Origin of the sequence: Amycolatopsis sp. lyj-108, assembly GCF_046549005.1 — a bacterium.
In the GTDB taxonomy this organism is placed as follows: domain Bacteria; phylum Actinomycetota; class Actinomycetes; order Mycobacteriales; family Pseudonocardiaceae; genus Amycolatopsis.
Map to the genome: position 1 here is coordinate 576662 of NZ_JAJPWQ010000004.1, position 22948 is coordinate 599609.

At 69.1% G+C, this 22948-nt stretch carries 21 protein-coding genes; 14 read left to right on the forward strand and 7 right to left on the reverse strand.

The features are described from left to right. Position 1 precedes the first annotated feature (1 nt). A complete protein-coding gene (locus ACLJO0_RS18755) occupies positions 2-1126 on the reverse strand; it encodes a helix-turn-helix domain-containing protein (protein ID WP_410579759.1) in 1125 nt (374 codons plus the stop codon). A gap of 391 nt (positions 1127-1517) precedes the next feature. Then, a complete protein-coding gene (gene ilvD, locus ACLJO0_RS18760) occupies positions 1518-3197 on the reverse strand; it encodes a dihydroxy-acid dehydratase (protein WP_410579760.1) in 1680 nt (559 codons plus the stop codon). 234 nt (positions 3198-3431) lie between these two features. Here ilvD and ACLJO0_RS18765 point away from each other — a divergent pair, with 234 nt between their 5' ends. Then, on the forward strand, positions 3432-4766 hold the full coding sequence (locus tag ACLJO0_RS18765; RefSeq protein WP_410579761.1) for a cytochrome P450: 1335 nt from the start codon (positions 3432-3434) through the stop codon (positions 4764-4766). 77 nt (positions 4767-4843) lie between these two features. Here ACLJO0_RS18765 and ACLJO0_RS18770 read toward each other — a convergent pair whose 3' ends face one another. Next, positions 4844-5473: a TetR/AcrR family transcriptional regulator gene (locus ACLJO0_RS18770; RefSeq protein WP_410579762.1), complete on the reverse strand. Its 630-nt coding sequence runs from the start codon at positions 5471-5473 to the stop codon at positions 4844-4846. 39 nt (positions 5474-5512) lie between these two features. On the opposite strand from ACLJO0_RS18770, the gene ACLJO0_RS18775 reads away from it, so the two are divergent. The 9 genes from ACLJO0_RS18775 (at position 5513) to ACLJO0_RS18815 (ending at position 13959) form a co-directional block, all read left to right on the forward strand. After that, entirely contained in the window at positions 5513-6661 is a 1149-nt protein-coding gene (locus tag ACLJO0_RS18775; protein ID WP_410579763.1) for an abortive phage infection protein, read from the forward strand. A gap of 10 nt (positions 6662-6671) precedes the next feature. Next, positions 6672-7154: a hypothetical protein gene (locus ACLJO0_RS18780; protein WP_125794347.1), complete on the forward strand. Its 483-nt coding sequence runs from the start codon at positions 6672-6674 to the stop codon at positions 7152-7154. Between the two features lie 61 nt (positions 7155-7215). Beyond that, positions 7216-8217: a helix-turn-helix domain-containing protein gene (locus ACLJO0_RS18785; protein ID WP_410579764.1), complete on the forward strand. Its 1002-nt coding sequence runs from the start codon at positions 7216-7218 to the stop codon at positions 8215-8217. Between the two features lie 40 nt (positions 8218-8257). Then, positions 8258-9025, forward strand: a complete 768-nt coding sequence (locus ACLJO0_RS18790; RefSeq protein WP_410579765.1) for a MoaF C-terminal domain-containing protein — start codon at positions 8258-8260, stop codon at positions 9023-9025. A gap of 9 nt (positions 9026-9034) precedes the next feature. Beyond that, the gene (locus ACLJO0_RS18795; RefSeq protein WP_410579766.1) at positions 9035-9427 is read left to right on the forward strand and encodes a nuclear transport factor 2 family protein; all 393 of its coding nucleotides are present in this window, start codon (positions 9035-9037) and stop codon (positions 9425-9427) included. Next, on the forward strand, positions 9424-10602 hold the full coding sequence (locus ACLJO0_RS18800) for an ABC transporter substrate-binding protein (protein WP_410579767.1): 1179 nt from the start codon (positions 9424-9426) through the stop codon (positions 10600-10602). Before ACLJO0_RS18795 ends, ACLJO0_RS18800 begins: the two co-directional genes overlap by 4 nt. Before the next feature lie 114 nt (positions 10603-10716). Further along, on the forward strand, positions 10717-11577 hold the full coding sequence (locus tag ACLJO0_RS18805) for an ABC transporter permease subunit (protein WP_125794351.1): 861 nt from the start codon (positions 10717-10719) through the stop codon (positions 11575-11577). Further along, the gene (locus ACLJO0_RS18810; protein WP_410579768.1) at positions 11564-13267 is read left to right on the forward strand and encodes an ABC transporter permease subunit; all 1704 of its coding nucleotides are present in this window, start codon (positions 11564-11566) and stop codon (positions 13265-13267) included. The genes ACLJO0_RS18805 and ACLJO0_RS18810 overlap by 14 nt, the downstream gene beginning before the upstream one ends. Next, on the forward strand, positions 13264-13959 hold the full coding sequence (locus ACLJO0_RS18815; RefSeq protein ID WP_125784374.1) for an ABC transporter ATP-binding protein: 696 nt from the start codon (positions 13264-13266) through the stop codon (positions 13957-13959). Before ACLJO0_RS18810 ends, ACLJO0_RS18815 begins: the two co-directional genes overlap by 4 nt. A gap of 210 nt (positions 13960-14169) precedes the next feature. Here the strand turns inward: ACLJO0_RS18815 and ACLJO0_RS18820 are convergent, their stop codons facing one another. Both ACLJO0_RS18820 and ACLJO0_RS18825 read right to left on the reverse strand, forming a co-directional pair. Then, positions 14170-14967: an SDR family NAD(P)-dependent oxidoreductase gene (locus tag ACLJO0_RS18820; protein ID WP_410579769.1), complete on the reverse strand. Its 798-nt coding sequence runs from the start codon at positions 14965-14967 to the stop codon at positions 14170-14172. A gap of 14 nt (positions 14968-14981) precedes the next feature. After that, entirely contained in the window at positions 14982-15701 is a 720-nt protein-coding gene (locus tag ACLJO0_RS18825) for an SDR family NAD(P)-dependent oxidoreductase (protein ID WP_410579770.1), read from the reverse strand. 114 nt (positions 15702-15815) lie between these two features. Here ACLJO0_RS18825 and ACLJO0_RS18830 point away from each other — a divergent pair, with 114 nt between their 5' ends. From ACLJO0_RS18830 to ACLJO0_RS18845, 4 genes are read left to right on the forward strand one after another with little or no spacing between them, the layout of a single operon-like run. Next, the gene (locus ACLJO0_RS18830) at positions 15816-17681 is read left to right on the forward strand and encodes a primary-amine oxidase (RefSeq protein WP_410579771.1); all 1866 of its coding nucleotides are present in this window, start codon (positions 15816-15818) and stop codon (positions 17679-17681) included. 10 nt (positions 17682-17691) lie between these two features. Continuing rightward, positions 17692-18483, forward strand: a complete 792-nt coding sequence (locus tag ACLJO0_RS18835; protein WP_396567625.1) for a molybdenum cofactor biosynthesis F family protein — start codon at positions 17692-17694, stop codon at positions 18481-18483. Between the two features lie 3 nt (positions 18484-18486). Then, on the forward strand, positions 18487-20121 hold the full coding sequence (locus ACLJO0_RS18840; protein ID WP_410579772.1) for an amidohydrolase: 1635 nt from the start codon (positions 18487-18489) through the stop codon (positions 20119-20121). 41 nt (positions 20122-20162) lie between these two features. Continuing rightward, positions 20163-20750 (forward strand): TetR/AcrR family transcriptional regulator, encoded by a 588-nt coding sequence (locus ACLJO0_RS18845; RefSeq protein ID WP_410579773.1) that lies wholly within the window; start codon positions 20163-20165, stop codon positions 20748-20750. A gap of 193 nt (positions 20751-20943) precedes the next feature. Here ACLJO0_RS18845 and ACLJO0_RS18850 read toward each other — a convergent pair whose 3' ends face one another. Continuing rightward, entirely contained in the window at positions 20944-21879 is a 936-nt protein-coding gene (locus ACLJO0_RS18850) for an alpha/beta hydrolase (RefSeq protein ID WP_410579774.1), read from the reverse strand. Further along, the gene (locus ACLJO0_RS18855) at positions 21876-22862 is read right to left on the reverse strand and encodes a methyltransferase dimerization domain-containing protein (RefSeq protein WP_410579775.1); all 987 of its coding nucleotides are present in this window, start codon (positions 22860-22862) and stop codon (positions 21876-21878) included. The genes ACLJO0_RS18850 and ACLJO0_RS18855 overlap by 4 nt, the downstream gene beginning before the upstream one ends. Positions 22863-22948: the final 86 nt, after the last annotated feature.

The window sequence follows — 22948 nt, forward strand, 5'->3', positions numbered from 1 at the left end:
TTCACGCCGCCCTGATCGGGATGGTCGTCCCTGCCGGTTCGGGCGTGAGCAACTCCACGCGCAAGGCGATCCGCAGGTCGAGCCGGGCCTGAGGGTCGTCGAGCCGGGAGCCGAACAGGACCCGGAGGCGGCGCAGACGGTTGCGGACCGTCTGCGGGTGGACGCCGAGGTTCTCCGCGATCTCGGGTGCCCCGCCGCGGGCGGCGAGCATGGCGTCGAGGGTTTCGGCGAGTTTGGTGCGTTCGTTCGCGGGCAGATCGGCGATCGGCGCCAGGCTGCGCGTGACGAGCGCGGAGGTGAGCACCTCGTCGGCGAACAGCCAGTGCGTGGTCAGATGGTCCGACCAGCGCACGAGGGGGCCGTCCTCGATCACCTCGCGGCGGACGAGTTCCAGCGTACGACGGGCCCAGCGCAGGGAAACCGCGGCTTCGGCGGGCGCCACCGCGGGCCCGACCGCCGCCCGCGTCCCCGCCAGTACACCGCTGATCTCGACGTCGTCGGGCACGAGCAGGTGCGGGTATTCGCCCCCGAGATCGGCCAGCACCTCCGGGCCGAACGAGGAGCGGACCGCGCCGGGCTCGGCGGCGACGGCCACCACCCTGACGGGCGGCACCCAGCCCGCCTCGGCCGCGAGGCCCGCCCACTTCGCGGGCGGGCGGCCGCTCAAGAGTTCCTTCAGCAGTTCTTGGCGCAGCTCGGCCACCGAAGGCGTGTGCGCGGCGCGGTAGGCCGAGGTCGACAACCGGATCAGGACGTCGGCGCACCGGAGCAGGGCCTCCACCCCGCTGTCCATCACGGACGAGCCCGCTCCGGGCTGCCGCGACAACGATGCCAGCACGGGGAGCGCGGCCCTCCCCGACGAGTGATACGCCCGGGAGAGCCGCTCCAGATCCTTGCCCGCCGCGTACTCGGCGACACCGACCTGCCGGAAGGCGTCCGCACCGGCGGCGATGCCCAGCGCCGAGTTCATCCTGTCGTGCTCCAGCACGGAGGCGACGAACTCCGTGGCGCGCGCGTCGAACAGCGACGCGTGTTCGGGCAGCGAGTGCCGGATCCCGTCGACGACCACGCGGGCGATCACGAGGGCGGCGGAACGAGCTGGGGCATGGGACGCGGTCAGGGTCATCATCGACCTCCGGAGCAGCGGGAATCGTCGGGGCGCCGAGTCTGCTACTCCGGAGTAGCGGGGCACATCGGGTGAATTACGTACTCGCGCCCATCCGGCCTACGCGTCACCCGTTCGTGGTGGCTACCGGCGCACTTGCGCGGGGGTCGACTGAAGTACATGAAGGCCCCCTTCCTGTACTTAGGCGCAAGGAAGGGGGCCTTCACGTACTTGGAAGGGGTCCTTCACGCGCCATCGCCGTGCTGGTGGTGCTCCTGGTACCAAACCGGCGGTTACGCGTGACTGAGCGGACGACACGTGTGATCAGACGGACGACACACATGTCGTCCGTCTGATCACGTGTGTCGTCCATCCAGACACGCGAGATCGCCATCCGCGCACCGGCCGAGTCTCACTCGCAAACGGCTCCGTGCGCCGCGCTGCGGACGACCTTGGCGTACTTGCCGAGCACTCCGCGCGTGTACGCCGGAGGTTTGGGCGCCCAGCCCTCCCGGCGGGCCTCGATGTCGTCGATCTCGACCTCGAGCGTCCGGTTCGCGACGTCGAGCGTGATCGGGTCGCCGTCGCGCACGAACGCGATCGGCCCGGCGTCGACGGCTTCCGGCGCGATGTGGCCGACGCAGAGGCCGGTCGTGCCGCCGCTGAACCGGCCGTCGGTGATGAGCAGGACGTCCTTCCCGAGCCCGGCGCCCTTGATCGCACCGGTGATGGCGAGCATCTCGCGCATCCCCGGTCCGCCCTTCGGGCCTTCGTACCGGATGACCACGACGTCGCCGGCGACGATCCGGCCTTCGGTGAGCGCGTCGAGGGCGGCGCGTTCGCCGTCGAACACCCGCGCGGTGCCGGTGAACGTCGATTCGTCGAAGCCCGCCGACTTCACGACAGCGCCTTCGGGTGCCAGCGATCCCTTGAGGATGGTCAGCCCGCCGGTCTTGTGGATCGGGCGGTCGAGCGGGCGGATGATCTCGCCGTCGATCCCGGCGGGCGCGATGCCTTCGAGGTTCTCGGCCATGGTCTTACCGGTCACGGTGAGCACGTCGCCGTGCATGAGCCCGGCGTCGAGCAGCGCCTTCATCACCACGGGGATGCCGCCGACCTTGTCGACGTCGTTCATCACGTACTTCCCGAACGGCTTGAGGTCGCCGAGGTGCGGGACCTTGTCGCCGATGCGGTTGAAGTCGTCGATGCGCAGGTCGACCTCCGCCTCACGCGCGATCGCGAGCAGGTGGAGGACGGCGTTGGTGGAACCACCCAGCGCCATCACGACGGCGATCGCGTTCTCGAACGCCTCCATGGTCATGACCTGCCGCGCGGTGATGCCCTGGCGGAGCATCCCGACGACGGCCTCCCCCGACCGGTGGGCGAACCCGTCACGCCGCCGGTCGACGGCGGGCGGGGCGGCCGATCCTGGCAGCGACATGCCGAGCGCCTCGGCCACCGACGCCATCGTGTTGGCGGTGTACATGCCGCCGCAGGCGCCTTCGCCGGGGCAGATCGCGCGTTCGATCTTGTCCACTTCGGCGCGGGTGATCTTGCCCGCCAGGCAGGCGCCGACCGCCTCGAAGGCGTCGATGATCGTGACGTCGCGGCCGTCGACCTGGCCGGGCATGATCGAGCCGGCGTAGAGGAAGACGGAGGCGAGGTCGAGCCGGGCCGCGGCCATGAGCATGCCCGGCAGCGACTTGTCGCAACCGGCCAGCAGCACGGAACCGTCGAGCCGCTCGGCCATCATCACCGTCTCGACCGAGTCGGCGATCACCTCGCGGGACACCAGCGAGAAGTGCATTCCCTCGTGACCCATGGAGATCCCGTCGGACACCGAGATCGTGCCGAACTCCAGCGGGTAACCGCCCGCCGCGTGCACACCGTTCTTGACGGCCTTGGCAAGCCGGTCGAGCGAGAGGTTGCACGGGGTGATCTCGTTCCACGAGGACGCCACCCCGATCTGCGGTTTGGCGAAGTCGTCGTCACCCATCCCGACCGCGCGGAGCATCCCGCGGGCCGCCGCACGCTCCAGACCGTCGGTCACATCGCGCGAACGAGGTTTCAAATCCGGCTGGTCTTGCGGCATCGGAACACCTTTCTTCGTGGCGGGACACCGGGCACGCTGCCAACCGGACGCGCCCGGCGCAACTCACCGCTCCGCATTCGGCCCACGATGCGGTGCTCCCCGGTGCAGCGCCACCCGCGTGATCGCGTGATGCTCCACGCCGAGTACCAGGAAGGGGGTCCGCAGATGTCGGAGCGGCTCGCTACTGACACGTCGTTCCGATACCTTCGAAGGACCCGCACGGACGGAGTCCTGATGTTCACACTGAAGACCGCTCCCGCACGGACCTTGCGGCGCCGGGCTGAGGAGATCGCCAAACCGGTCACCCGCTGGAGCATCGGCCACGCACTCCCCCGCGTCGCGCTGCGGGCCGCGGCACGCCGGGGCGATCTCCAGGGCAGGCTGTCGGTCGAGGCTAGCGGCGGAGCGGACCTGACCGGACTGTTCGACGAGATCCGCTCGCACGGCGCCATCGCCACCACCCGGGTCGGGCATGTGACCACCCGGCATTGGGCTTGCAAGGAGATCCTGACCGACGACGCGTTCAAAACCGTGCGGTTCGTCCCGGACAACCCGCTGCTCAACCGGCTCGTCGCCTGGTCTTCGTCCGGGTTGATCCATCCGATAGAACCGCCGTCGCTGCTCGCGAGCGAACCGCCCGACCACACGCGCTACCGGAAGCTCGTCACCCGCGTCTTCACCGCCCGCGCCGTCGAGCAGCTACGGCACCGCACCCAGGCGATCACCGACGAACTGCTCGACGGTCTCGACCCGGCCGACCCCGTCGATCTCATCGAGCAGTACTGCGGTCTCTTGCCGGTCACCGTGATCAGCCAGATCCTCGGCGTCCCGCTCGAGGAACGGGACAAGGTGCTGGCGCTGGGTGGTGCCGCGGCCCCGAGTCTCGACCTCGGCCTACCGTGGCGGACCTTCCGGACGGTGGAAGCGACCCTGGCCGAGTTCGACTCGTGGCTCACCCTGCATCTGGAGAAGCTGCGGGCGAATCCCGGCGACAACCTGCTCAGCAAGCTCATCGCCGCCCGCGAGGACGGCGTGGGCCTGACCGAGCGGGAACTCAAGGCCACCGCGGGACTGGTGCTGGCGGCCGGCTTCGAAACGACCGTCAACCTCCTCGGCAACGGAATCGCCCTGCTCACCCGGAATCCGGGCGAACTCGCGAAGCTGCGCGCGAATCCGGACCTGTGGAGCAACGCCGTCGACGAGATCCTGCGCTACGACCCGCCCGTCCTGCTCACCGGCAGGCTCTGCGCGCGCGACACCGAGATCGGCGGGACACGCGTCGCCCGCGGGGCGATCGTCAGCACCGTGCTCGCGGGCGCCAACCGGGACCCGGAGATCTTCGACGACCCGGCCACCTTCGACGTCGAGCGGGCGAACGCGCGCGACCACGTGTCGTTCGGCGCCGGGCGGCATTACTGTCTCGGCGCTTCGCTGGCGAGGATGGAAGGGGAGATCGGGCTGCGGTCGATCTTCGAGCGCTTCCCCGACCTTCGGCTTCTCGGTGGGGCACGGCGGCGGCAGACACGGATCCTGCGCGGATTCGAGACGCTCCCCGCCGCGCTCGCCTGACGGACTCGGCGCCAGTGTCCTTGCCTGCCGGAGTCCGACCCTAACCGTCCTCACCACTCACGAGAGGGAGGGTCGCCTCACCGGCCGGACGGGCTCATGGCGTGTTCGAACAGGTCGGCCAGCTCGCGCGCGTAGGCCGCCACCTCGGTTTCCGGCCGTGTCATCAGCTCGGCGGGGACAGCCTCCATCGCGGCGATCACCGACACGGCCATCACCCGCGGCGAGAACCGCCGCAGCTCCCCCAGCCGCTGCCCCTCCCGGAACATGTCCTCCAGTTCGGCCAGCGTCTTCGCGTTCTGCTCTTCGAACCAGCTCCGGGCGGCCTCGGCATCCCTTGACGCCGAAGCGATCTGACCGATCGCGATGATCTCCTTCGGTCGCTCGGCGCAGTAGAAGACGAAGCCTTCGACAAGAGCACGCAGCGCCCCGGCGTAGCTCTCGGCGCCCTCGGCCCGCGCGCTCAGCGCCCGGTCCATCGAGGTGTGCACGGTCAGCATGACCTGCTTCATTAGCTCTTCGCGTTTGGCGAAGTGATACGTGATCAGTCCTGGGCTGATCCCCGCACGCCGCGCGATCTGCACGAACGACGCCTTCGTGTAACCGATCTCGGCGATGGTCTCGATGGTCGCCGAGACGATCTGCGCGCGCCGCGCCTCCTCGATGAACGAGCGCCGCCCCTGGCCGCCCGGCTCATTTTCTGGTTGCATGAACAGTAGCCTAGTTGAGCAACTAGCGAGGGGATAGTCATGATCAGTCGCAAGACGTTCTTGAAATCCGTCGCGGGAGCGGTGGCACTCACGGGCCTCGGCGGGGGCATGGCCGAGGCGGCGGGCAGTCCTCGACGGCTGCGAGGCGGGGTCGCCTATGACACCGGCGTCCTGCACGCCGCGGGCGAGCCGCTGAGCCGGGTGCGCTGGAGCAAGGGGCAACTGGAGCGCGAGATCCGGGTGATCGCCGAGGAGCTGCGCTGCCCGTCGATCACCGCGTTCGGCACCGACATCGGCAGGCTCACCGAGACGACGTCCACCGCTCTGCGACGGGGAATGGAGGTGTACGTCCAGCCCCGGCTCTACGACCACCCCCAGGACCAGGTTCTCGAGCATCTCGCCGAATCCGCCCGGCGGGCCGAACGCCTTCGCCACGGCGACGACGTCAAGTTCGTCGCCGGCTGCGAGCACTTCCTCTTCACCCCGGGAATCGTGCCGGGCGCGACCTTCCAGGAGCGGATCGCGAACATGGCCACCATCCCGCCGGAGGAATGGCCGAAGATCATGGACCGGCTGGCCGATTTCCTCGCACGGGCGGCCGACGTCGCGCGCCGGAACTTCCGGGGCCGGATCACCTACGCCGCGATCGGCGGGATGGAGCCGGTCGACTGGAACCTCTTCGACATCGTCGGAATCGACTATTACCCGTACTTCGCCACCGATGCCGAGTACACAAAGGACCTGACTCAGTACCGGCGATGGAACAAACCGGTGATGGTGCTGGAGTTCGGCTCGTGCACTTTCACCGGCGCCGCACAGGCCGGCGGGATGGGCTGGGACATCGTCGACTACGAACAGGTCCCGCCCCGGATCAAACCGGGCCATGTGCGGAACGAACGCGAGCAGGCCGACCACCTCGCCCGGCTCTTACGCGTGTTCGACGCGGCAGGCCTCCATGGCGCGCACGTCTACACCTTCATCGCGCCGAACCTGCCGCATCATCCGTCCCGGCCGGAGTACGACTACGACATGGCGTCGTACGCCCTCGTGAAGACACTGCGTGAACGGCACCACGACGAGGGGGCGCCGTACCGGTTCGAGCGCAAGCGGTCGTTCGACGCGCTCGCCCGGCACAACGGCGGGCAAGCGGGCATTTTTACCGGACCGGCGACGGAAACCGGCCAGTAACGTCACGCCGGTGAAGACGGACCGCCGAGGCAAGGAAGCGCCGGAACTGCCCGTCCTCACCGTTATCGGGTGCCTGCTGGGGTTCTTCATGACCGTGCTGGTGCTGATCGGCCCGGGGCTGCTCTGGATCAGCACGCACTTCGAACCCGAGGACGACGACCGCCTGGTGGTCATCGCCATGGGCCTGGTGTTCACGATCGGCGGGCTGGGCACCGTCACGTCGCACCTCTGGCAGAACGCCAAAGCCCGCGAGGTCCACCGCGGGCTCGACCGGAAAGGTGTCCGCGCGAACGCCGAAGTCGTTTCCAGCAAACGGATCTGGGTCGGCGAGGTGAGCACTCCCGCCGACGACGTCGACCTCGTGGTCACCGGTCCCGGCGTGACTCCGTTCAGTGCGCGAGTGCTCACCGAGGACGTCGGCCGCTACGAAACGGGCACGGTGGTACCCGTCGACGTCGACCCGAGGACCCTCCTGTTCCGCCTCGCCGACTGACCTCGCGAGGTCATTGCCCGGCAGCATCGTATCGCTTATCGTATATGAAATTCACCCCCCGATGCTGCGAGGTGACCTCGTGACCGCCACCGCCACCGCCGACCCGACGACCACCACGGTCGCGCGAGATTTCACCGATTTCCGCACGGTGGTGTCGCAATCCTTCGTGCCGCTGCACGTGACGAGCGAGCACCGCGACCATTTCCGCGGCCGCATCCGCTCCTGCGGCGCCGACGACGTCCAGCTCACCGAGGTGACCGCGTCGGCGCACGTGGTCGAGCGGACGCCGGAGCTCATCGCCAGGGCGGACCGGCATTACTACAAGCTGAGCCTGATCCTGTCCGGGACCGGGCTGCTGGTGCAGGACAACCGTGAGGCGATGCTGCGCCCCGGTGACGTGGCGTTGTACGACACGCACCGGCCGTACACCCTGGCGTTCGAAGAGGATTTCCGCACGCTCGTGGTGATGTTCCCGCAGCGGCTCATCGATCTCCCCCGCGATCTGGTCGGCCAGCTGACCGCGGTGCCGATGTCGGGAAAACGGGGCATGGGCAACGTGGTCGTGCCCTTCCTCGCGCAACTCGGCAGCAACCTCGACCAGCTCGGCGGGCCGGCGGGCGTCCGGCTCGCGCATACGGCGGTCGATCTGCTCGCCACGCTGTTCGCCAGCGAACTCGACCTCGCCCGCTCGACCGCCGGGCCGCACCACGAACTGATGCGCCGCGTGCTCGCCTACATCGACACGAACCTCTCCTCCACCGACCTCGGCCCGGCCCAGATCGCCGCCGAGCACTACATCTCCACCCGGCATCTGCACGGCCTCTTCCACGAACAGGGTACGACCGTTTCGAGCTGGATCCGCACCCGTCGCCTCGAACACTGCCGCCGCGAATTGCTCGACCCCGTGCACACTTCGCGACCCGTCGCGGCCATCGCGGCGAAGTGGGGTTTCGTCGACGCGCCGCATTTCAGCCGGGTGTTCAAGACGGAATTCGGCTGCTCGCCGAGCGAACTGCGCCGCGGCTTGACCGTGAGCGATCGGTTGTTGCCACCCAGCGCGTGACAGCTGGCCCTTCCGGTGCGGTCACCTCGACGATGACCGCATGCCCGAAGCATCAGAGGAACAGTGGCGCACCTATGACGAGTTCGCCGCCGGAATAGCCACCTACCGCCTGCCGAACGCGGACCTGTCGGGACGCGAGCTCACCGTCACCCTCGACGACGGAACGACGCTCGCGCTGCGGTTCGAGGACGCCGAAACCGTCTCCTGCAACGGCATCAAGGATCCGTACGACGCGGTCGCCGTCCGGGAAGACGTTTTCTTCGTCAATCTCCCACACACCAGCGTGGAAGGTGAAGCGCTCACCGTCGTCTTTTCCACGACGACGCATCGCGCGCTCGCCGTGCGCTCGGTCATCGGCGCCGAGGACGTCGAAGGCGCTCCCCGTGTCTCCCAGACGTTCTGGTCCGGCACGACCGACACGGGCACGCCGACCGGTGAGGTACCGGGCCCGTCGCGCGACCTGATCGGCAAGCGCAACATCTACCGCTACAGCCCGGAACACCTTTACGAGCACGTGTACGTGTCTTCGCAACGCTATGCCTGGCAATGCCTCGAAGGTGTGCAGCGCGGCCACGGGGACATGGACCTGTCGACGGTGTGGAAGTTCCAGGACGGGCTCTACCTGTTCTGCTTCCGCGAATTCCGCATCGCCGTGGCCAGTGTGTGGCTGCACGACCTCGGCTACGCGCTGAAGACCACCGGCGTCTTCCTCGGCCTGACCGGCGACGGCCGGTCGGAACACTCCCGCGGGGGCGGGCACATCTACCCACTCGGCGCCGTCGCCTATCCCGACGCGCAACCGGTTTAAGGAGCCTCAGTGTCCAATTCAGACATCATCGCCGCGCATTACGCCGCGAGCGACCGGGGCGATCTGGCGGGCATGCTGGCCCCGCTCGGTCCCGACACCACCTGGACGGAGGCGGCCGGTTTCCCTTACGCCGGCACCTACACCGGCCCGGAGGAAGTCCGGGACAACGTCTTCGGCGCGATCGCGAAGGACTGGGACGGCTACACCTTCACCCTCGGCGACCTGCTCGACGCCGGTGACACGGTGATCGGCCTCGGGACCTACCAGGGCAAGCACCGCGAGACCGGTCACTCGTTCACCGCCCGGGTCGCGCACGTGTGGCGGTTCGACGGCGACAAGGTCGTCTCGTTCGAGCAGATCGTCGACTCGGTGCCCGTCGTGAACGCCATGGGGAACCGGTGAAACCCGCACGGCGACTGGTCGCCCTCGCCGCCGCCGTCCTGCTGGCCACGGCCGGCTGCGCCGGGGCCGAAAGCGGTTCGAGCGGCCCGATCGTGGTCGGTTCGGTCAACGCGCTGAGCGGCGCGGCCACCTTCCCCGAGGCATCCCAGGCGGCCAAAGCGGTCTTCGACGCGGCCAACGCGAGCGGCGGTGTGAACGGCAGACAGATCGAGTACAAGGCCCTCGACGACAAGGGTGACCCGGCGGCCGCGGCCGCGGCGGCCCGTGAGGTCGTCGGCCGCGACGAAGCGGTCGCGCTCGTCGGCTCGTCCAGCCTCATCGAGTGCGAGATCAACAACAAGTACTACGAGCAGCAGAAGATCCTGTCCATGCAGGGCATCGGCGTGGACCCGGCGTGCTTCTCCAGCCCCAACATCGCCCCGGTCAACGTCGGCCCGTACCACGACATGACGCTGACCCTGCTCTACGGCTCGGAAACGCTGAAGCTGAACGACATCTGCGCGCTGCTGGAGATCGCGGGCAACACGCTGCCGTCGTACCAGGCGGCCATCGACGAGTGGTCGGCCATCACCGGCAAGAAGCTCAAGTACCTCGACGCCACGGTGCCTTACGGCGGTTCCGACTACACCTCCTACATCGTCAAGGCCCGCAACGCCGGCTGCAAGGCGATCACGGTGAACCCGGTCGAGCCGGATTCCATCGGGCAGCTCAAGGCCGCCGCCGCGCAGGGCTGGAACGACGTCACGTGGCTGCTGCTCACCAGCGTCTACAGCGAGAACTACGCCAAGGCCATCACCAACGCCGGTGCCGGGGTGTACGTGCCCGCCGAGTTCTACCCGTTCACCGACACGGCCAGCCCGCAGAACAAGGTCTGGCACGACCTGATGACCAAGAACAACATCCCGCTGACGTCGTTCAGCCAGGGCGGTTACCTGGCGGCGAAGTACTTCCTCGACGTCGTCAAGGGGATCAGCGGGGACATCACGCGTGAGTCGGTGACCAAGGCGCTGCGCGAGATGAAGCCGATCACCGATCCCATGGTCGGCACGCCGTACGTCTTCGGCCCCGGCCAGACCCACCACGACAACACCGCGGGCTGGCCGATCAAGCTCGCCTCCGGCACCAACAAATGGGAGCTCGTCGCCAACGACTGGCTGCGGATTCCCAAGAAGTAACGGGAAAGGCGAGTGGTGGGTCGTGAGTGGCGTTTCGGGTTCTAACCCGAAACGCCACTCACGACCACCCCGACCGAACGACCCCTCTCCCCTCTCGCCCACACAGGAGGACTCATGCTGCAGGGAGCGCTGGCAGGCCTGGCCGCCGGCGGACTGTACGCGGTGTTGGCGGTCTGCCTGACGCTGATGTCGCGCCTGGTGCGGGTGGTGAACTTCGCCCAGTCCGCCACCGGGATGTTCGGCTGTTACGTGGCGGTGTTCCTGTCCGTCCACGCGGGACTGCCCACGTGGCTCGCCACGGTCACGGGGATCCTGCTCGGCGGGCTGCTCAGCGCGCTGCTCGGCTGGATCGTGTCCACCTGGCTCGCCGAGGCGGACACCGGCACCCGTTCGGCGGTCACCGTTGCGGTGCTGCTCCTGCTGATCTCGTTGTCGTTCATCCTGTTCGGCAACAAACCGCAGCCGTTCCACCCGATTCTCGACGGACCGGCGGTCACCGTGGGCGGCGTGGTGATCAGCCAGGTCACCGTGGTCACCGTCGCGCTGGCGGTGCTGGTGGCGGTGGCCAGCCGGATCGTGCTGAGCCGGACCTCGGCGGGAGTCCAGCTCAGGGCCCTTTCGGAACGTCCGACGACGGCGGAACTGCTGGGCATCCCGGCGAAACGGCTCAGCGTCGCGGTCTGGGCGGTCACCGGGGTGGTCAGCACGCTGGTCATCTCGATCGTGGCGCCGTCACAGTCCAACGACGCGACTTCGCTGGCGATGCTGGTGGTCCCCGCGGCCGCGGCGGCCCTGCTCGGCGGATTCCGCCGCCTCGACTTCGCCGTCGCGGGCGGGCTGGGGCTCGGCCTGATCCAAGGTGCCGCCGCGCAGGTCGACGGCCTTTCGGTGGTGCGGTACTTCCTGCCGTTCGCAGTGATCGTCGCGCTGCTGCTCTGGTCGCAGCGCAAGGAGGTGTGGGATGCGGCTCGCTGAACGAGGGATGCCGTTCGTCGTCGCGTTGGTGGCGATCGCGGCGGGCTACGGCCTGAGCGTCGGGCTCGACGGGTATTTCGTCTACCTCGGCATGAGCGCCGTCGTCGCCGGGATCTCGTTGCTCGGGCTGGGCGTGGTCACCGGGAGCGCGGGCATGATCTCCCTGTGCCAGCTGACCTTCGGCGCGGTCGGCGCCTGGACGGTGTCCGCGCTGAACAAGGCGGAGGCCCCTGGCGGTTTCCTCACCTGGCTGCTGCTCGGCGGTCTCGCCGCCGGGCTGGTCGGGGTACTCGTCGGACTCCCGGCGTTGCGGCTGCGCGGGATCAACCTCGCCGTCGTCACGCTGGGGCTCGCCGCCGCGGCCGATCTCGCGCTGGTGCAACTCCAGTTCCCCGGTGTCGCCGGCGGGATCTCGGTCGAACGGCCCGACGCCTTCTCCGACGACCGCTCCTACTTCCAGCTCGCCATAGTGGTGCTGGTGTTGTGCTGCCTGGCCGTCTACTTCCTGCGCCGCGGGCGCTGGGGCAGCGCCTGGCAGGCGGTGGCGTTCTCCGAACGCGGTACGGCCGCCGCCGGGACGAGTGTGCGGACGTCGAAACTGACCGCGTTCGCGGTGAGCGCCACCCTCGGCGGGATCAGCGGCGGCCTGCTCACCGGACAGGTCGGGCTCGCCTTCCCGGCCAGTTTCACCGCGATCCAGTCGCTGGCGCTGTACGTGCTGGCGATCATGTCGGGCGCGCATCTGATCGACATGGCCGTGTTCGGCGCGGTGCTGTGGGTCGGCGTTCCCGAACTGCTGAAGCGCTGGGGAATCCCGCAGGACTGGGGTTTCGTGGTGTTCGGCGTACTCGGGGTCCAGGCGCTGGCCAGTGGCGGGAACCTCGGCACCACGGTGCGGAACGTCTGGTACCGGCGGTCCAAGAAGGAACCGGCGAAGCTCGACCTCGCCGCCGGGACCGCGGACATCGAGCCCAAGGCACCTGGCCCGCCGGTGCTCACCGTGCGCGGTCTGAGCGTGAACTTCGGGCACGTCGCCGCGCTGTCCTCAGTGGACATATTGGTGCCGGAACACGGGGTGCTCGGCGTGATCGGACCGAACGGCGCGGGCAAGTCGACGCTGGTCGACGCGATCAGCGGCTTCCTCCCGAACGCCGAAGGCCGGGTCGAACTCGGCGGCGACCCGCTGACCGGGTCGCCGTCGAACCGGGCCCGCGCCGGATTGCGCCGGACGTTCCAGCAGGACCGCGTCCCGCCGGGCCTGACGGTCGGGGCGTACCTCAAGTTCCTGGCCAGGCGGCGGCTCACCGCCGATGAGATCGGCGAGGCGCTGGACTTCTTCGGCTGCCCCTCCGCCCGCACTCCACTGTCGCAAGTGGACGTCGGCGCGCGCAGACTGGTCGAGGTCGTCGGGCATCTGCTGGCGCGGCCGCGTGTCCTGCTCCTCGACGAGCCGGCCGCGGGACTTCCGCACGAGGAACACGTCGCTTTCGGGGAACGGCTGAGGCAGGTTCCCGCCCGGTTCGGGGTGTCGGTGCTGCTCATCGAGCACGACCTCGACCTGGTGCGTTCGGTCTGCGACACGATCACCGTCCTCGACTTCGGCCGTGTCCTGGCCTCCGGCCCGCAGGCCGAAGTGCTCGCGGATCCGGCCGTGCTCAAGGCGTACATGGGCGAAACGGAGCTGTTGTGAACGCTTTGCGGATAGCGGGGCTGACGGTCACCCGCGGCGCCGGGCCGGTGATCTCCGGCGTCGACCTGACACTCGAACCGGGCCGGATCACCGCGCTCGTCGGCCCCAACGGCGCCGGGAAGACCAGCCTGCTGGAGGCCGTCTCGGGCGTGGTGCCAGCCTCGGCGGGGACCGTCCACATCGGACCGGACGAGATCACGAAGCAGTCGCGCGTCTCCCGCGCGCGGCGGGGTCTGGCGCATATCGAACAGGGCCGCGCGGTGTTCGGCGGCCTGACCGTGCTGGAGAACCTGATGCTGACCGCGCGCACCCGCGCGCGGGCCGACGAACTGTTCGAACTGTTCCCCGAGCTGGAGAAACGCCGCGACTCACCGGCGGCGCTGCTCAGCGGAGGTGAGCAGCAGATGGTGGTGCTGGCCCGCGCCTTCGCCGCGCGGCCGTCGTTCCTGCTGATCGACGAGATGTCACTGGGACTCGCGCCGGTGGTGTTCACGCGGCTGCTGCCGATGGTGACCCGCTTCGCCGAGGAGGGCGCGGCGATCCTGCTCGTCGAGCAGTTCACGCATCTGGCCCTCGGCGTGGCGAGCGACGCGCTGGTGGTGTCTTCGGGGCGCGTCACCTATGCGGGTTCCGCGCAGGGCCTGCTGGACTCCCCCGGCACCCTGCACTCGGCCTACCTCGGCGAATCCTGACCGTTCGAAAGTCCGTGAAGGCCCCCTTCCTTGCGTCTAGCGCAAGGAAGGGGGCCTTCATGTACTTCACGACCGGCCGCCGAGGTCACATCTGACGGTAGCGAAAGCCTCCTTCACTACCATCAGAGCAGGCAAGGAGGCCCTCACTACCAGCAGAACGCCTACGCAGAAGCGACACCGGCCCCACGCCACGACACGTTCGACTTACCCCTAAGAACCCATGCCCGCCCGTTCGAAGGCCAAAGTCGGCAGATCCACGGCGTGCGCGCCGCCGTCGGCCACGATCACCGCACCGGTGATGTACGAAGACTCCGACGACCCCAGGAACCGCACGATCGACGCGATCTCCTCCGGTTCGGCGGGACGGCGCAGCGGGACCTCGGCGGTGACCCGCCGGTAGCCCTCGGCGTGACCGCCGTCGAAGCCCGCGGCCTCGGCGAACTGGTCCATCTCGCCGTCCGCCATCGGGGTCCGCACCCAGCCGGGGCAGACCGCGTTCGCGCGGACGCCCTTCGGCCCGTAGTCGCGGGCGATCGAGCGCGTCAGGCCGATCAGCGCGTGCTTGGCGACGGTGTAGCCGGCGACGTTCGGGCCGGCGAACAGCCCGGCCAGCGACGACACGATGACCACCTGCCCACCGGTTTCGACCAGTGACGGCAGCGTGGCCCGGCAGAACACGAACGCGCTGGAGAGGTTCGAGCGCAGGGCCAGTTCCCATTCCTCGTCGCCGGTGTCGGTCACCGAAGACAGGCCGTGCCCGCCGGCGTTGGCCACCACGACGTCCAGCCTGCCGAACTCGCCGACGATCTCCGCCGCGGCGTTCTCGGCGGCTTCGCGATCGCTGGCGTCACACGCGATGACCCGCGCGCCGGTTTCGGCGGCCACCTCCTCCAGCGGCTCGCGCCGCCGTCCGAGCACCACCACCTGGGCACCCTCGTCGGCGTACCGGCGGGCCACCGCGGCACCGATACCGGTACCACCACCCGTGATCGCGACAACCTTCTTCACTTGCGGAGTCCTTTCTAAGCGGGAAAACCGGAACGGGCCGAGACGCCGAAGTCGGCGAGCACGGCCTGGCCGTTGACCGCCCGCGAGCGCGCGGACGCGAGATGGAGCACTTGCCAGGCGACCTCTTCAGGAGCCTGCACCGGGAACGCGGGATCGTCGAGGACATCGCCGAGATCGCCGCGCGCCATCGGGGTGTCGACCACCGAGGGACAGACGCAGTTCACCCGGACGCCGGGAAGATCGACCGCGAGTGCCCTGGTCATCGCGACCACGGCCCCCTTCGAAGCGCAGTACGGCACCATGCCGGGCGCGCTGGTGAACGCCGAGTCGCTGGCCAGCAGGACCACCGAGCCACCCGACGCGGTGAGCCACGGCGCGGCGTGTTTGACCAGCAGGAACTGGCCGGTGACGTTGACCGCCATGAGCGCGGCGAAGTCCGCCGCCGAGGTTTCGGTGACCGGTGTCCCCACCGGTCCGGAGATCCCGGCGCACCCGACCACGACGTCGAGCCCGCCGAACCGGTCGGCCACGGCGCCGACAGCGGCGGCCACCGACGGCTCGTCGGTCACGTCGGCCTCGACCGCCAGGAGACCCTCGGCGAGTGTCGGCACGGGTGCCCGGTCGACGGCGCCGACCCGCGCCCCCTCGGCGAGGAAGGCGTCGACGCAGGCAAGGCCGATACCGGACGCCGCGCCGGTCACCAGCACGGCCTTGCCCGCGAGATCCAGTCGCATGGCGCCATCCTCCGGTCCGGACCTTTCACGGAGGTTGGCCGTCAGTGCACCCTTCTTGTCCGCGGCCGCACGGCGGCCTTTCCAGCCGGGGGCGGACCGGCAAGACTGCGAAGCATGACCAGGCCGCATCCGCTCGACCCGCTGACCGCCGACGAACTCACCGCAGGCCGCGCGATCCTGGCCGGCGAGGGTCTGCTCACCGAGACCACGCGGTTCCCGGCCGTGCTGCCCGTGGAGCCGGAGAAGGGCGACGCCGCCCCCGACCGCCGCGTCCAGTACACGCTGCTGGACACCGCGACCGGCCAGGCGCGCGACGTGGTCGTTTCGCTGGCGAAACGCGAAGTGGTCTCCACTGAGGACTGCGGCGAAGGCCAGCCCGCGTACCTTTTCGAGGAGTACGACCTCGCCGCGTCGATCACCAAGGCGTCGCCGGAATGGCAGGCCGCGATGGAGCGGCGCGGTCTCGGCGACCGGATCGGGCACGCCTTCTGCGCTCCCCTGGCGCCCGGATTCTTCGGCAGGCCCGACGAGACCGGCCGGGTCATCCGCTCGCTGACGTTCCTGCGTGACGACGAATCCGACAGCCCCTGGGCACATCCGGTCGAAGGCCTGATCGTGCACATCGACCTGACCGGGCAACGCGTCATCCGGGTGGAGGACGAAGGCGACGTGCCTGTCCCGCCGGAGCACGGCCGCTACGACGGTGTCCCGGCCCGCACCACCCTCAAGCCGATCGAGATCACCCAGCCGGAGGGTCCGAGCTTCACCGTCGACGGCAACGAGGTCACCTGGGAGGGCTGGAAGCTCCGGGTCGGCTTCAACGCCCGTGAGGGTCTGACCCTGCACCAGATCTCGTTCCAGGACCGCTCGGTGCTCCACCGGGCTTCGGTGCCGGAGATGGTGGTGCCCTACGGCGACACCGCGCCCGGCCGGTTCTGGATCAGCTACTTCGACGCGGGCGAGTACCTGCTCGGCAAGAACGGCAACGACCTGCGGCTGGGCTGCGACTGCCTCGGCGTCATCCACTACTTCCCCGCGTTCGTCGCCGACGACCACGGCCACCCGGTCGAGATCCCGCGGGCGATCTGCATGCACGAGGAGGACTACGGGATCCTCTGGAAGCACACGGATCTCGCCGGCCGCGCCGAGGTGCGGCGGTCGCGGCGGCTGGTGATCTCGTCGATCTCCACCATCGGCAACTACGACTACGGCTTCTTCTGGTACCTCTACCTCGACGGCACCGTGGAACTGGAGGCGAAGGCCACCGGCATCGTGTTCGCCGGCGCCGCGCATCCCGGCACGGACCACCCGCACGCCAACGAGATCGCGCCCGGCCTGTTCGCGCCGGTGCACCAGCACCTGTTCTGCGCGCGGCTGGACGTGGCGATCGACGGCGAACGCAACTCGCTCGTCGAGGTCGACGTCGAGCGGGTGCCGATGGGCGATCAGAACCCTTACGGGAACGCCTTCACCTGGAAGGAAACCCCGCTGCGGACCGAACAGGAAGCACAGCGGCACGCGGATCCCGCCAAGGCACGCGTCTGGGAGATCCGCAGCGCGGAGCGGACCAACCGGCTCGGGTCGCCGACGGCGTACCAGCTCGTGCCGAGACCGTCCGCGACCCTGATGGCGCAGCCGGAATCGACCGTCCACCAGCGGGCGATGTTCGCCACCCGTCACCTGTGGGCGACGCCGTACCGCGCGGACGAACGGTTCCCGGCGGGCGACCGGCCGAACGCGCATCCGGGCGGAGCGGGTCTCCCCGCCTGGACCGCCGCCGACCGCGATCTCGTCGACACCGATCTCGTGCTGTGGCACGTGTTCGGCCCGACCCACATCCCGCGTCCGGAGGACTGGCCGGTCATGCCGGTCGACTACTCCGGTTTCTCGTTGCGTCCCTACGGCTTCCTGGACCGAAACCCGGCCCTCGACCTGCCTTCCGGCGCCTCCGACGATCACTGTTCCGCCCACGAGCACTAGGACTGCACCGATGCCCGAACTGACCCTGTCCGACACCTCCACCTGGCTGCCGCTGGACGGTCTCGCCCCCGGTTTCGACGCGAACAAGGCCCCCACGGTCGGCGACCTGCACGGCCGCACGTTCGAACTCGCCTGTGAAGACGGCACCACGTTCACCGCGGCCTTCTCCGGCACCCGGATCGAATGGTCCTACCGCGGCACGGGTACCGACCGCTGCGAGACGTTCCTGGTGGACGACGACCTGTACTACGTCCAGTTCCACCCGCAGGCACGACAGGACGAGGCGTTCACGCTGCTGCTTGACCTGCGCCGCGGCCGTGCCCTCCTGGTGCTGAGCAAGATCGGCGACACCTCGCCCCGTGTCACGCAGGCCTTCGTGGCCGCCACGATCGGCGGCATCGAGCCGACCGGGGAGTCGCTGGCCCCGACCACGTCGCTGGTCGGGCGCCGGGTGCTGTGGGTGTACAGCACCGAGCACGCCTACGAGCACGTGTACCTCAGCCCGCACTGGTACACGTGGCAGTGCCTGGCCGGTCCGGAGCGGGGACTCGCGGACACCGACGAGAACTCGGTCTACGAGCTGCGGCCGGGTATCTACGTCTTCGCGTGGCGGGAGAAGGTGATCCCGTGCGCGTCGGTGACCGTCGCCGACCACCGTGACGCGAAACGGCTGCGCTCGCACGGTGTCCTTTTCGGACTGGACGCCACCGGGAGCACGCCCACCCACTTCACCTTCGGCGCGCACGGCAAGCTGTTGAGCACCACCGTGCACCCCGAGGCATACGACCCCGCCGGGAGCTGAGCCTTGACCGCCGACATCGTCCTCACCAACGCCACCGTGTACACAGTGGACGGTGGCAGACCCTGGGCATCGTCGCTGGCGATCAAGGACGGCAAGGTGCTGTCCCTGGAGGACATCGAACGCGGGCCGAACACCGAGGTCGTCGACCTCGAAGGCGCTTTCGTGATGCCCGGCCTGGTCGACGTGCACAACCACCACGCCCTCGCCGGACGCGCCGCCCTGTTCGAACTGAACTTCGGCCTCGACGCCGGACTGGACGACATCCTCGCGGCCGTCCGCTCGCGGGCCGCCGGGCTCGGGCCGGACGAGTGGGTGATCGGCGGCGCCTGGGCGTCCACTTTGGTCAGCACCCTTTCGCGGTCTTCGGCCCGGCACGCGCTCGACGAGGCCGCAGGCGGACGGCCCGTCATGCTTTCCGACGACAGCAGGCACAACCGCTGGGTCAGCAGCCGGGCGCTGGAACTGGCGGGCGTCACCTCATCGACCCCCGACCCGGCGGGCGGAGAGATCGTCCGCGATCCTTCGACCGGTGAGCCCGTCGGCATTCTGCTCGAGGCGGCGGGGGTCGCGGTCGAGCGGGCGCTCAGCGAGACCCGGACGCTCACCGCGGATCAGCACGTCGCGGCGTCACGGCACGGCATCGGCACCCTGCACTCGTACGGCGTGACCGCGTTCCAGGACGCCGGTGTCTCCTCGGACATCCTGCGCGCGCTGAAGTCGCTCGACGACGCGGGTGAACTGCGCGCGTGGGTCGTTTCGTCGCTGCTGATCAACGACCCGATCTTCGGTTTCGACCCGATCGGGGCACCGCTGCTGGAGGTCGCCGGGCAGTACCGGAGCGAGCATCATTGGCCGGACTTCGTGAAGATCTTCCTCGACGGTGTTCCGCCGACCAGGACCGCCGCGTTCCTGGAGCCGTACCTGCCGGACGCCGCGCACGGAGCCTGCCACCACGGCGCCACCACCATGCCGGGTGACGAACTCGTGGGCTGGCTGCGTACCGCGGCCGAGGCGGGGCTGTCGGCCAAGGTGCACTGCACCGGGGACGCGTCGGTGCGCGCGACACTGGACGCCGTCGAGAAGGTGCGTGCCGAGGGCTTCACCGAAGCGCGGTTCCAGGTCGCGCACGGCCAGTTCGTCCACCCCGACGACCTCCCCCGCTTCGCCGCGCTGGGCGTCGCCGCGGACATCTCGCCGTTCCTGTGGGTGCCCGGCGTCATCCCGGCGGCCATCGCCGAGGTGCTGCCCGGCGAACGCGCCGGGCGGATGCAGCCGAACCGGTCGCTGCTGGACGAGGGCGCGCTGGTCGCGGGCGGTTCGGACTGGCCGGTCAGCGAATCGCCGAACGCGTGGGAGGGCATCCACGGCCTCGTCACCCGCCAGGATCCGACCGGCACGTTCCCCGGAGCGCTGTGGCCGGAGCAGGCGATCACCCTGGCCGAAGCGGTCGAGGTCTTCACTCTCGCGGCCGCCCGCGCGATGGGTCTGGGCGACGTCACCGGCTCCTTGGTGCCCGGGAAGTCGGCGGATTTCGTCGTCCTCGACCGCGATCCGTTCCGAACCGATCCGGCCGCGCTCGTCAAGACAAAGGTGACACAAACGTGGTTCGCCGGGCACCGCGTGTATCACCGGGCCTGATCTCCTACACTGGTAGAAGAACCAGTGCGGGAGGTCTGCCGATGCCGAAGATCATCGACCACGACGAGCGGCGTAGTCACATCGTCGACGTCACCTGGGATTTGATCACCCAGGGCGGGATCGAGGCCGCCACCATGCGCGAGATCGCGGCGGCAGCCGGCTTCGCCAACGGCGCGCTCAAGCTGTACTTCCCGAGCAAGGAAGACATCATCCAGGCCACCTACGAACGCGCGCTCGGCATGATGCGCGAGTACGTGGAGCTGGACGAGTTGCGCGGCCTGACCGCGCTCCGCGAGCTGTGCGTCTCGTCGATGCCCATCGACGAGGACCGCATCGCCGCGGGGCGCGTCCTGCTCACCTTCTGGCAGCTTTCGCTGACCAACCCGAAACTGCAGGACAAGTACCTCGAGCACATCCGTTCGTGGCGGGGCCTGCTGCACCGGTACCTCACCGAGGGGCGGGAGGACGGCGACATCGTCACCGAAGTCCCCGACGAGCAGCTGGTCGACGAGGTCGTGCTGATCAACGCCGGGGCGAACGTGATGAGCCTGGTCGCCGGGGAGTTCTCGACGATCGCCCTACAGCAGCAGCACTTGGAGTCGTTCTTCGACCGCCTCACCCGCCCCTGAAGGCCCCTTTCCCCGCATCTGACGCCGTGAGGGCCTCCTTCCCTACCTTCAGAGTAGGGAAGGAGGCCCTCACGGCCAGGTGTCATACGGCTCCAGACACGCGAGTTACGGCCGCACACACGCGAGTTACGGCCGCCTATCCGATGGCGAAACCTCTACGAGGACGTTGCCGGGCGCAGCCGCAAGTAGGTGACTAATTGCGGCGGTCGAAGACCCGGGTCAGGAAGCTCGCCACGTGCCCGTGCGAACGCGGCGAAGCCGGGAGATCCGTGTAGAGACCGTAGAACCCGTGGATCTGCCCCGAGTATCGCGTCAGCTCGACCTGGGGCCCGGCGTCGGTCAGGCGCCGCGCGAACTCCTCCCCCTCGTCCCGCAGGACGTCGTACTCGGCCGTGAGCACCAGCGCCGGCGGCAGCCCCGTCAAGTCGGAGGCCCGCAGGGGCAGCAGATACGGATCGTTCAATTGCACAGGATCCGACACGTACTGCTCGAAGAAGAACCGCATCGCCCCGGCGGTCATGCCGAACCCCTCGGCGAAGTCCACATAGGACCGGAAGCCGTCGTCCGGGTGACCATAGACCGGGCAGATCAGCACCTGCGCGGCCAGCGGCGGGCCGCCCCGGTCGCGGGACATCATCGAGACCACCGTCGACAGGTTCCCACCGGCACTCTCCCCGCCGATCGCGATCCGCCCGGCATCGACCGCGGGACCCGCACCACCCGACGCGAGCCATTCGACGACGGCGTAGCAGTCGTCCGGAGCCGCCGGGAACGGATGCTCGGGCGCGAGCCGGTAGTCCACCGCGACGACGGCGACCTTGGCCACGTTGCACACCGTCCGCGACGCGACCTCGTTCTCGTCGATCGAGCCGATCGTCCACCCGCCGCCGTGGATCCAGACGAACGCGGGCACCGGAGTGGCCGATTCGGGCAGGTAGATCCGCACGCGTACGCCGGAAGGCAGCATGTGGTCGGCGACCGAGGCGACCTCTTCGACCGACTCGGGACGCCGCCAGGAGGCGGCGAACGCGGCGCGCAACTCGGCGGCCGTCGGGGGCACAGCGGGCGCTTCGGGCTGCGGACTGCGGGCGAGCAGCTCCTTGACGGCGGGATCGAGGGTCACGGTCACACCGCTTCCGCGACGAGCACCCGCGGGCTGCCCGGCAGCGCCAGCCGGTCGGTGACCCGCCAGCCCGCCCCGCTCAGCCACTCCCGGACCTCGGCCTCCGGGTAGACGACCGTCCCGTCGATCACCAGGTACTCCCCCGCATGCAGCGCGTCGATCGGGCGCTGGACCGCGTCGTCGTCGAGGAAGAAGTCGAGCAGCAGCAAAGTCGCCCCCGGCGCCGCGGCGGCACGGGCGTTGCTCAGGATGTCCGCGTTCTGCTTCGCGTCGAACCGGTGGACGACGTGGTTGACCATCACCAGGTCGAACTCGCCTTCGGGACGCGCGGTGGGTGTCTCCGCGCCGACGACGGTCGCACGGTCCGCCAGACCCGCCTCGGCCGCGGCGGTGGTGACCGACTCGGTGAAGCCAGGGTCGAAGACGAACGTGGTGTGCAGTTCGTCGTTGGCCTTCATGGCTTCGACCGCGAACGCGCTCGAGAGGCCGCCCAGGTCCAGCAGCTTCCGATGAGGGCCGAAATCGAACGCGCCGGCGAGCATCTTGGCGTGCAGGGCGTTATACGTCATGACGCCGGACATGAAGGTGCCCCAGCGCGTGTCGTCCATGTCCAGCTTCCCGGGCTCGCCGCTGTCGGCCGTGTGACCGAATTGCAGCCAATGCGGGTAGCTGATCGAGTCCAGGAACGTCAGGAACGGTGCCAGATCGAGGTCTCCGCCGCCGAGGTACTGCGCGGCGTCGGCGGCCAGCTCGTACCGTCCGTCCACACGGGACAGCAGGCCGAGTGATGACATGGCGTCACCGAGGATGCGGGTGATCTTCTCCGGTTTGCCGGTCTTCCCCGCCAGTTCCGCGGCCGTCAGCGGCCCGTCGGCGAGTGCGGTGAACAGGCCGATCCGGCTCGCCGCGAAGAGTTGCTTTGCCGCCATGTACCCCACGGCGATGTCCACGATCCGCTCAGGACCGGCAGTCTTGGTCGACCCGCTCACGGGTGCCCTCCTTAGCTCGTTTCCGCCGAGAGTCTACAGACGTAGACAAAAGAATCCAGTGCAAGTTTTCGCCCACCACCAGGAAA

Excerpts from the sequence above, each read along its gene's own strand:
- ACLJO0_RS18785 (WP_410579764.1), top strand. The coding sequence starts at position 7,216 with ATGCTGCGAGGTGACCTCGTGACCGCCACCGCCACCGCCGACCCGACG.
- ACLJO0_RS18830 (WP_410579771.1), top strand. The coding sequence starts at position 15,816 with ATGACCAGGCCGCATCCGCTCGACCCGCTGACCGCCGACGAACTCACC.
- ACLJO0_RS18770 (WP_410579762.1), bottom strand. The coding sequence starts at position 5,473 with ATGCAACCAGAAAATGAGCCGGGCGGCCAGGGGCGGCGCTCGTTCATC.
- ilvD (WP_410579760.1), bottom strand. The coding sequence starts at position 3,197 with ATGCCGCAAGACCAGCCGGATTTGAAACCTCGTTCGCGCGATGTGACC.
- ACLJO0_RS18775 (WP_410579763.1), top strand. The coding sequence starts at position 5,513 with ATGATCAGTCGCAAGACGTTCTTGAAATCCGTCGCGGGAGCGGTGGCA.
- ACLJO0_RS18845 (WP_410579773.1), top strand. The coding sequence starts at position 20,163 with ATGCCGAAGATCATCGACCACGACGAGCGGCGTAGTCACATCGTCGAC.
- ACLJO0_RS18755 (WP_410579759.1), bottom strand. The coding sequence starts at position 1,126 with ATGACCCTGACCGCGTCCCATGCCCCAGCTCGTTCCGCCGCCCTCGTG.
- ACLJO0_RS18835 (WP_396567625.1), top strand. The coding sequence starts at position 17,692 with ATGCCCGAACTGACCCTGTCCGACACCTCCACCTGGCTGCCGCTGGAC.
- ACLJO0_RS18790 (WP_410579765.1), top strand. The coding sequence starts at position 8,258 with ATGCCCGAAGCATCAGAGGAACAGTGGCGCACCTATGACGAGTTCGCC.
- ACLJO0_RS18765 (WP_410579761.1), top strand. The coding sequence starts at position 3,432 with ATGTTCACACTGAAGACCGCTCCCGCACGGACCTTGCGGCGCCGGGCT.
- ACLJO0_RS18825 (WP_410579770.1), bottom strand. The coding sequence starts at position 15,701 with ATGCGACTGGATCTCGCGGGCAAGGCCGTGCTGGTGACCGGCGCGGCG.
- ACLJO0_RS18805 (WP_125794351.1), top strand. The coding sequence starts at position 10,717 with ATGCTGCAGGGAGCGCTGGCAGGCCTGGCCGCCGGCGGACTGTACGCG.
- ACLJO0_RS18810 (WP_410579768.1), top strand. The coding sequence starts at position 11,564 with ATGCGGCTCGCTGAACGAGGGATGCCGTTCGTCGTCGCGTTGGTGGCG.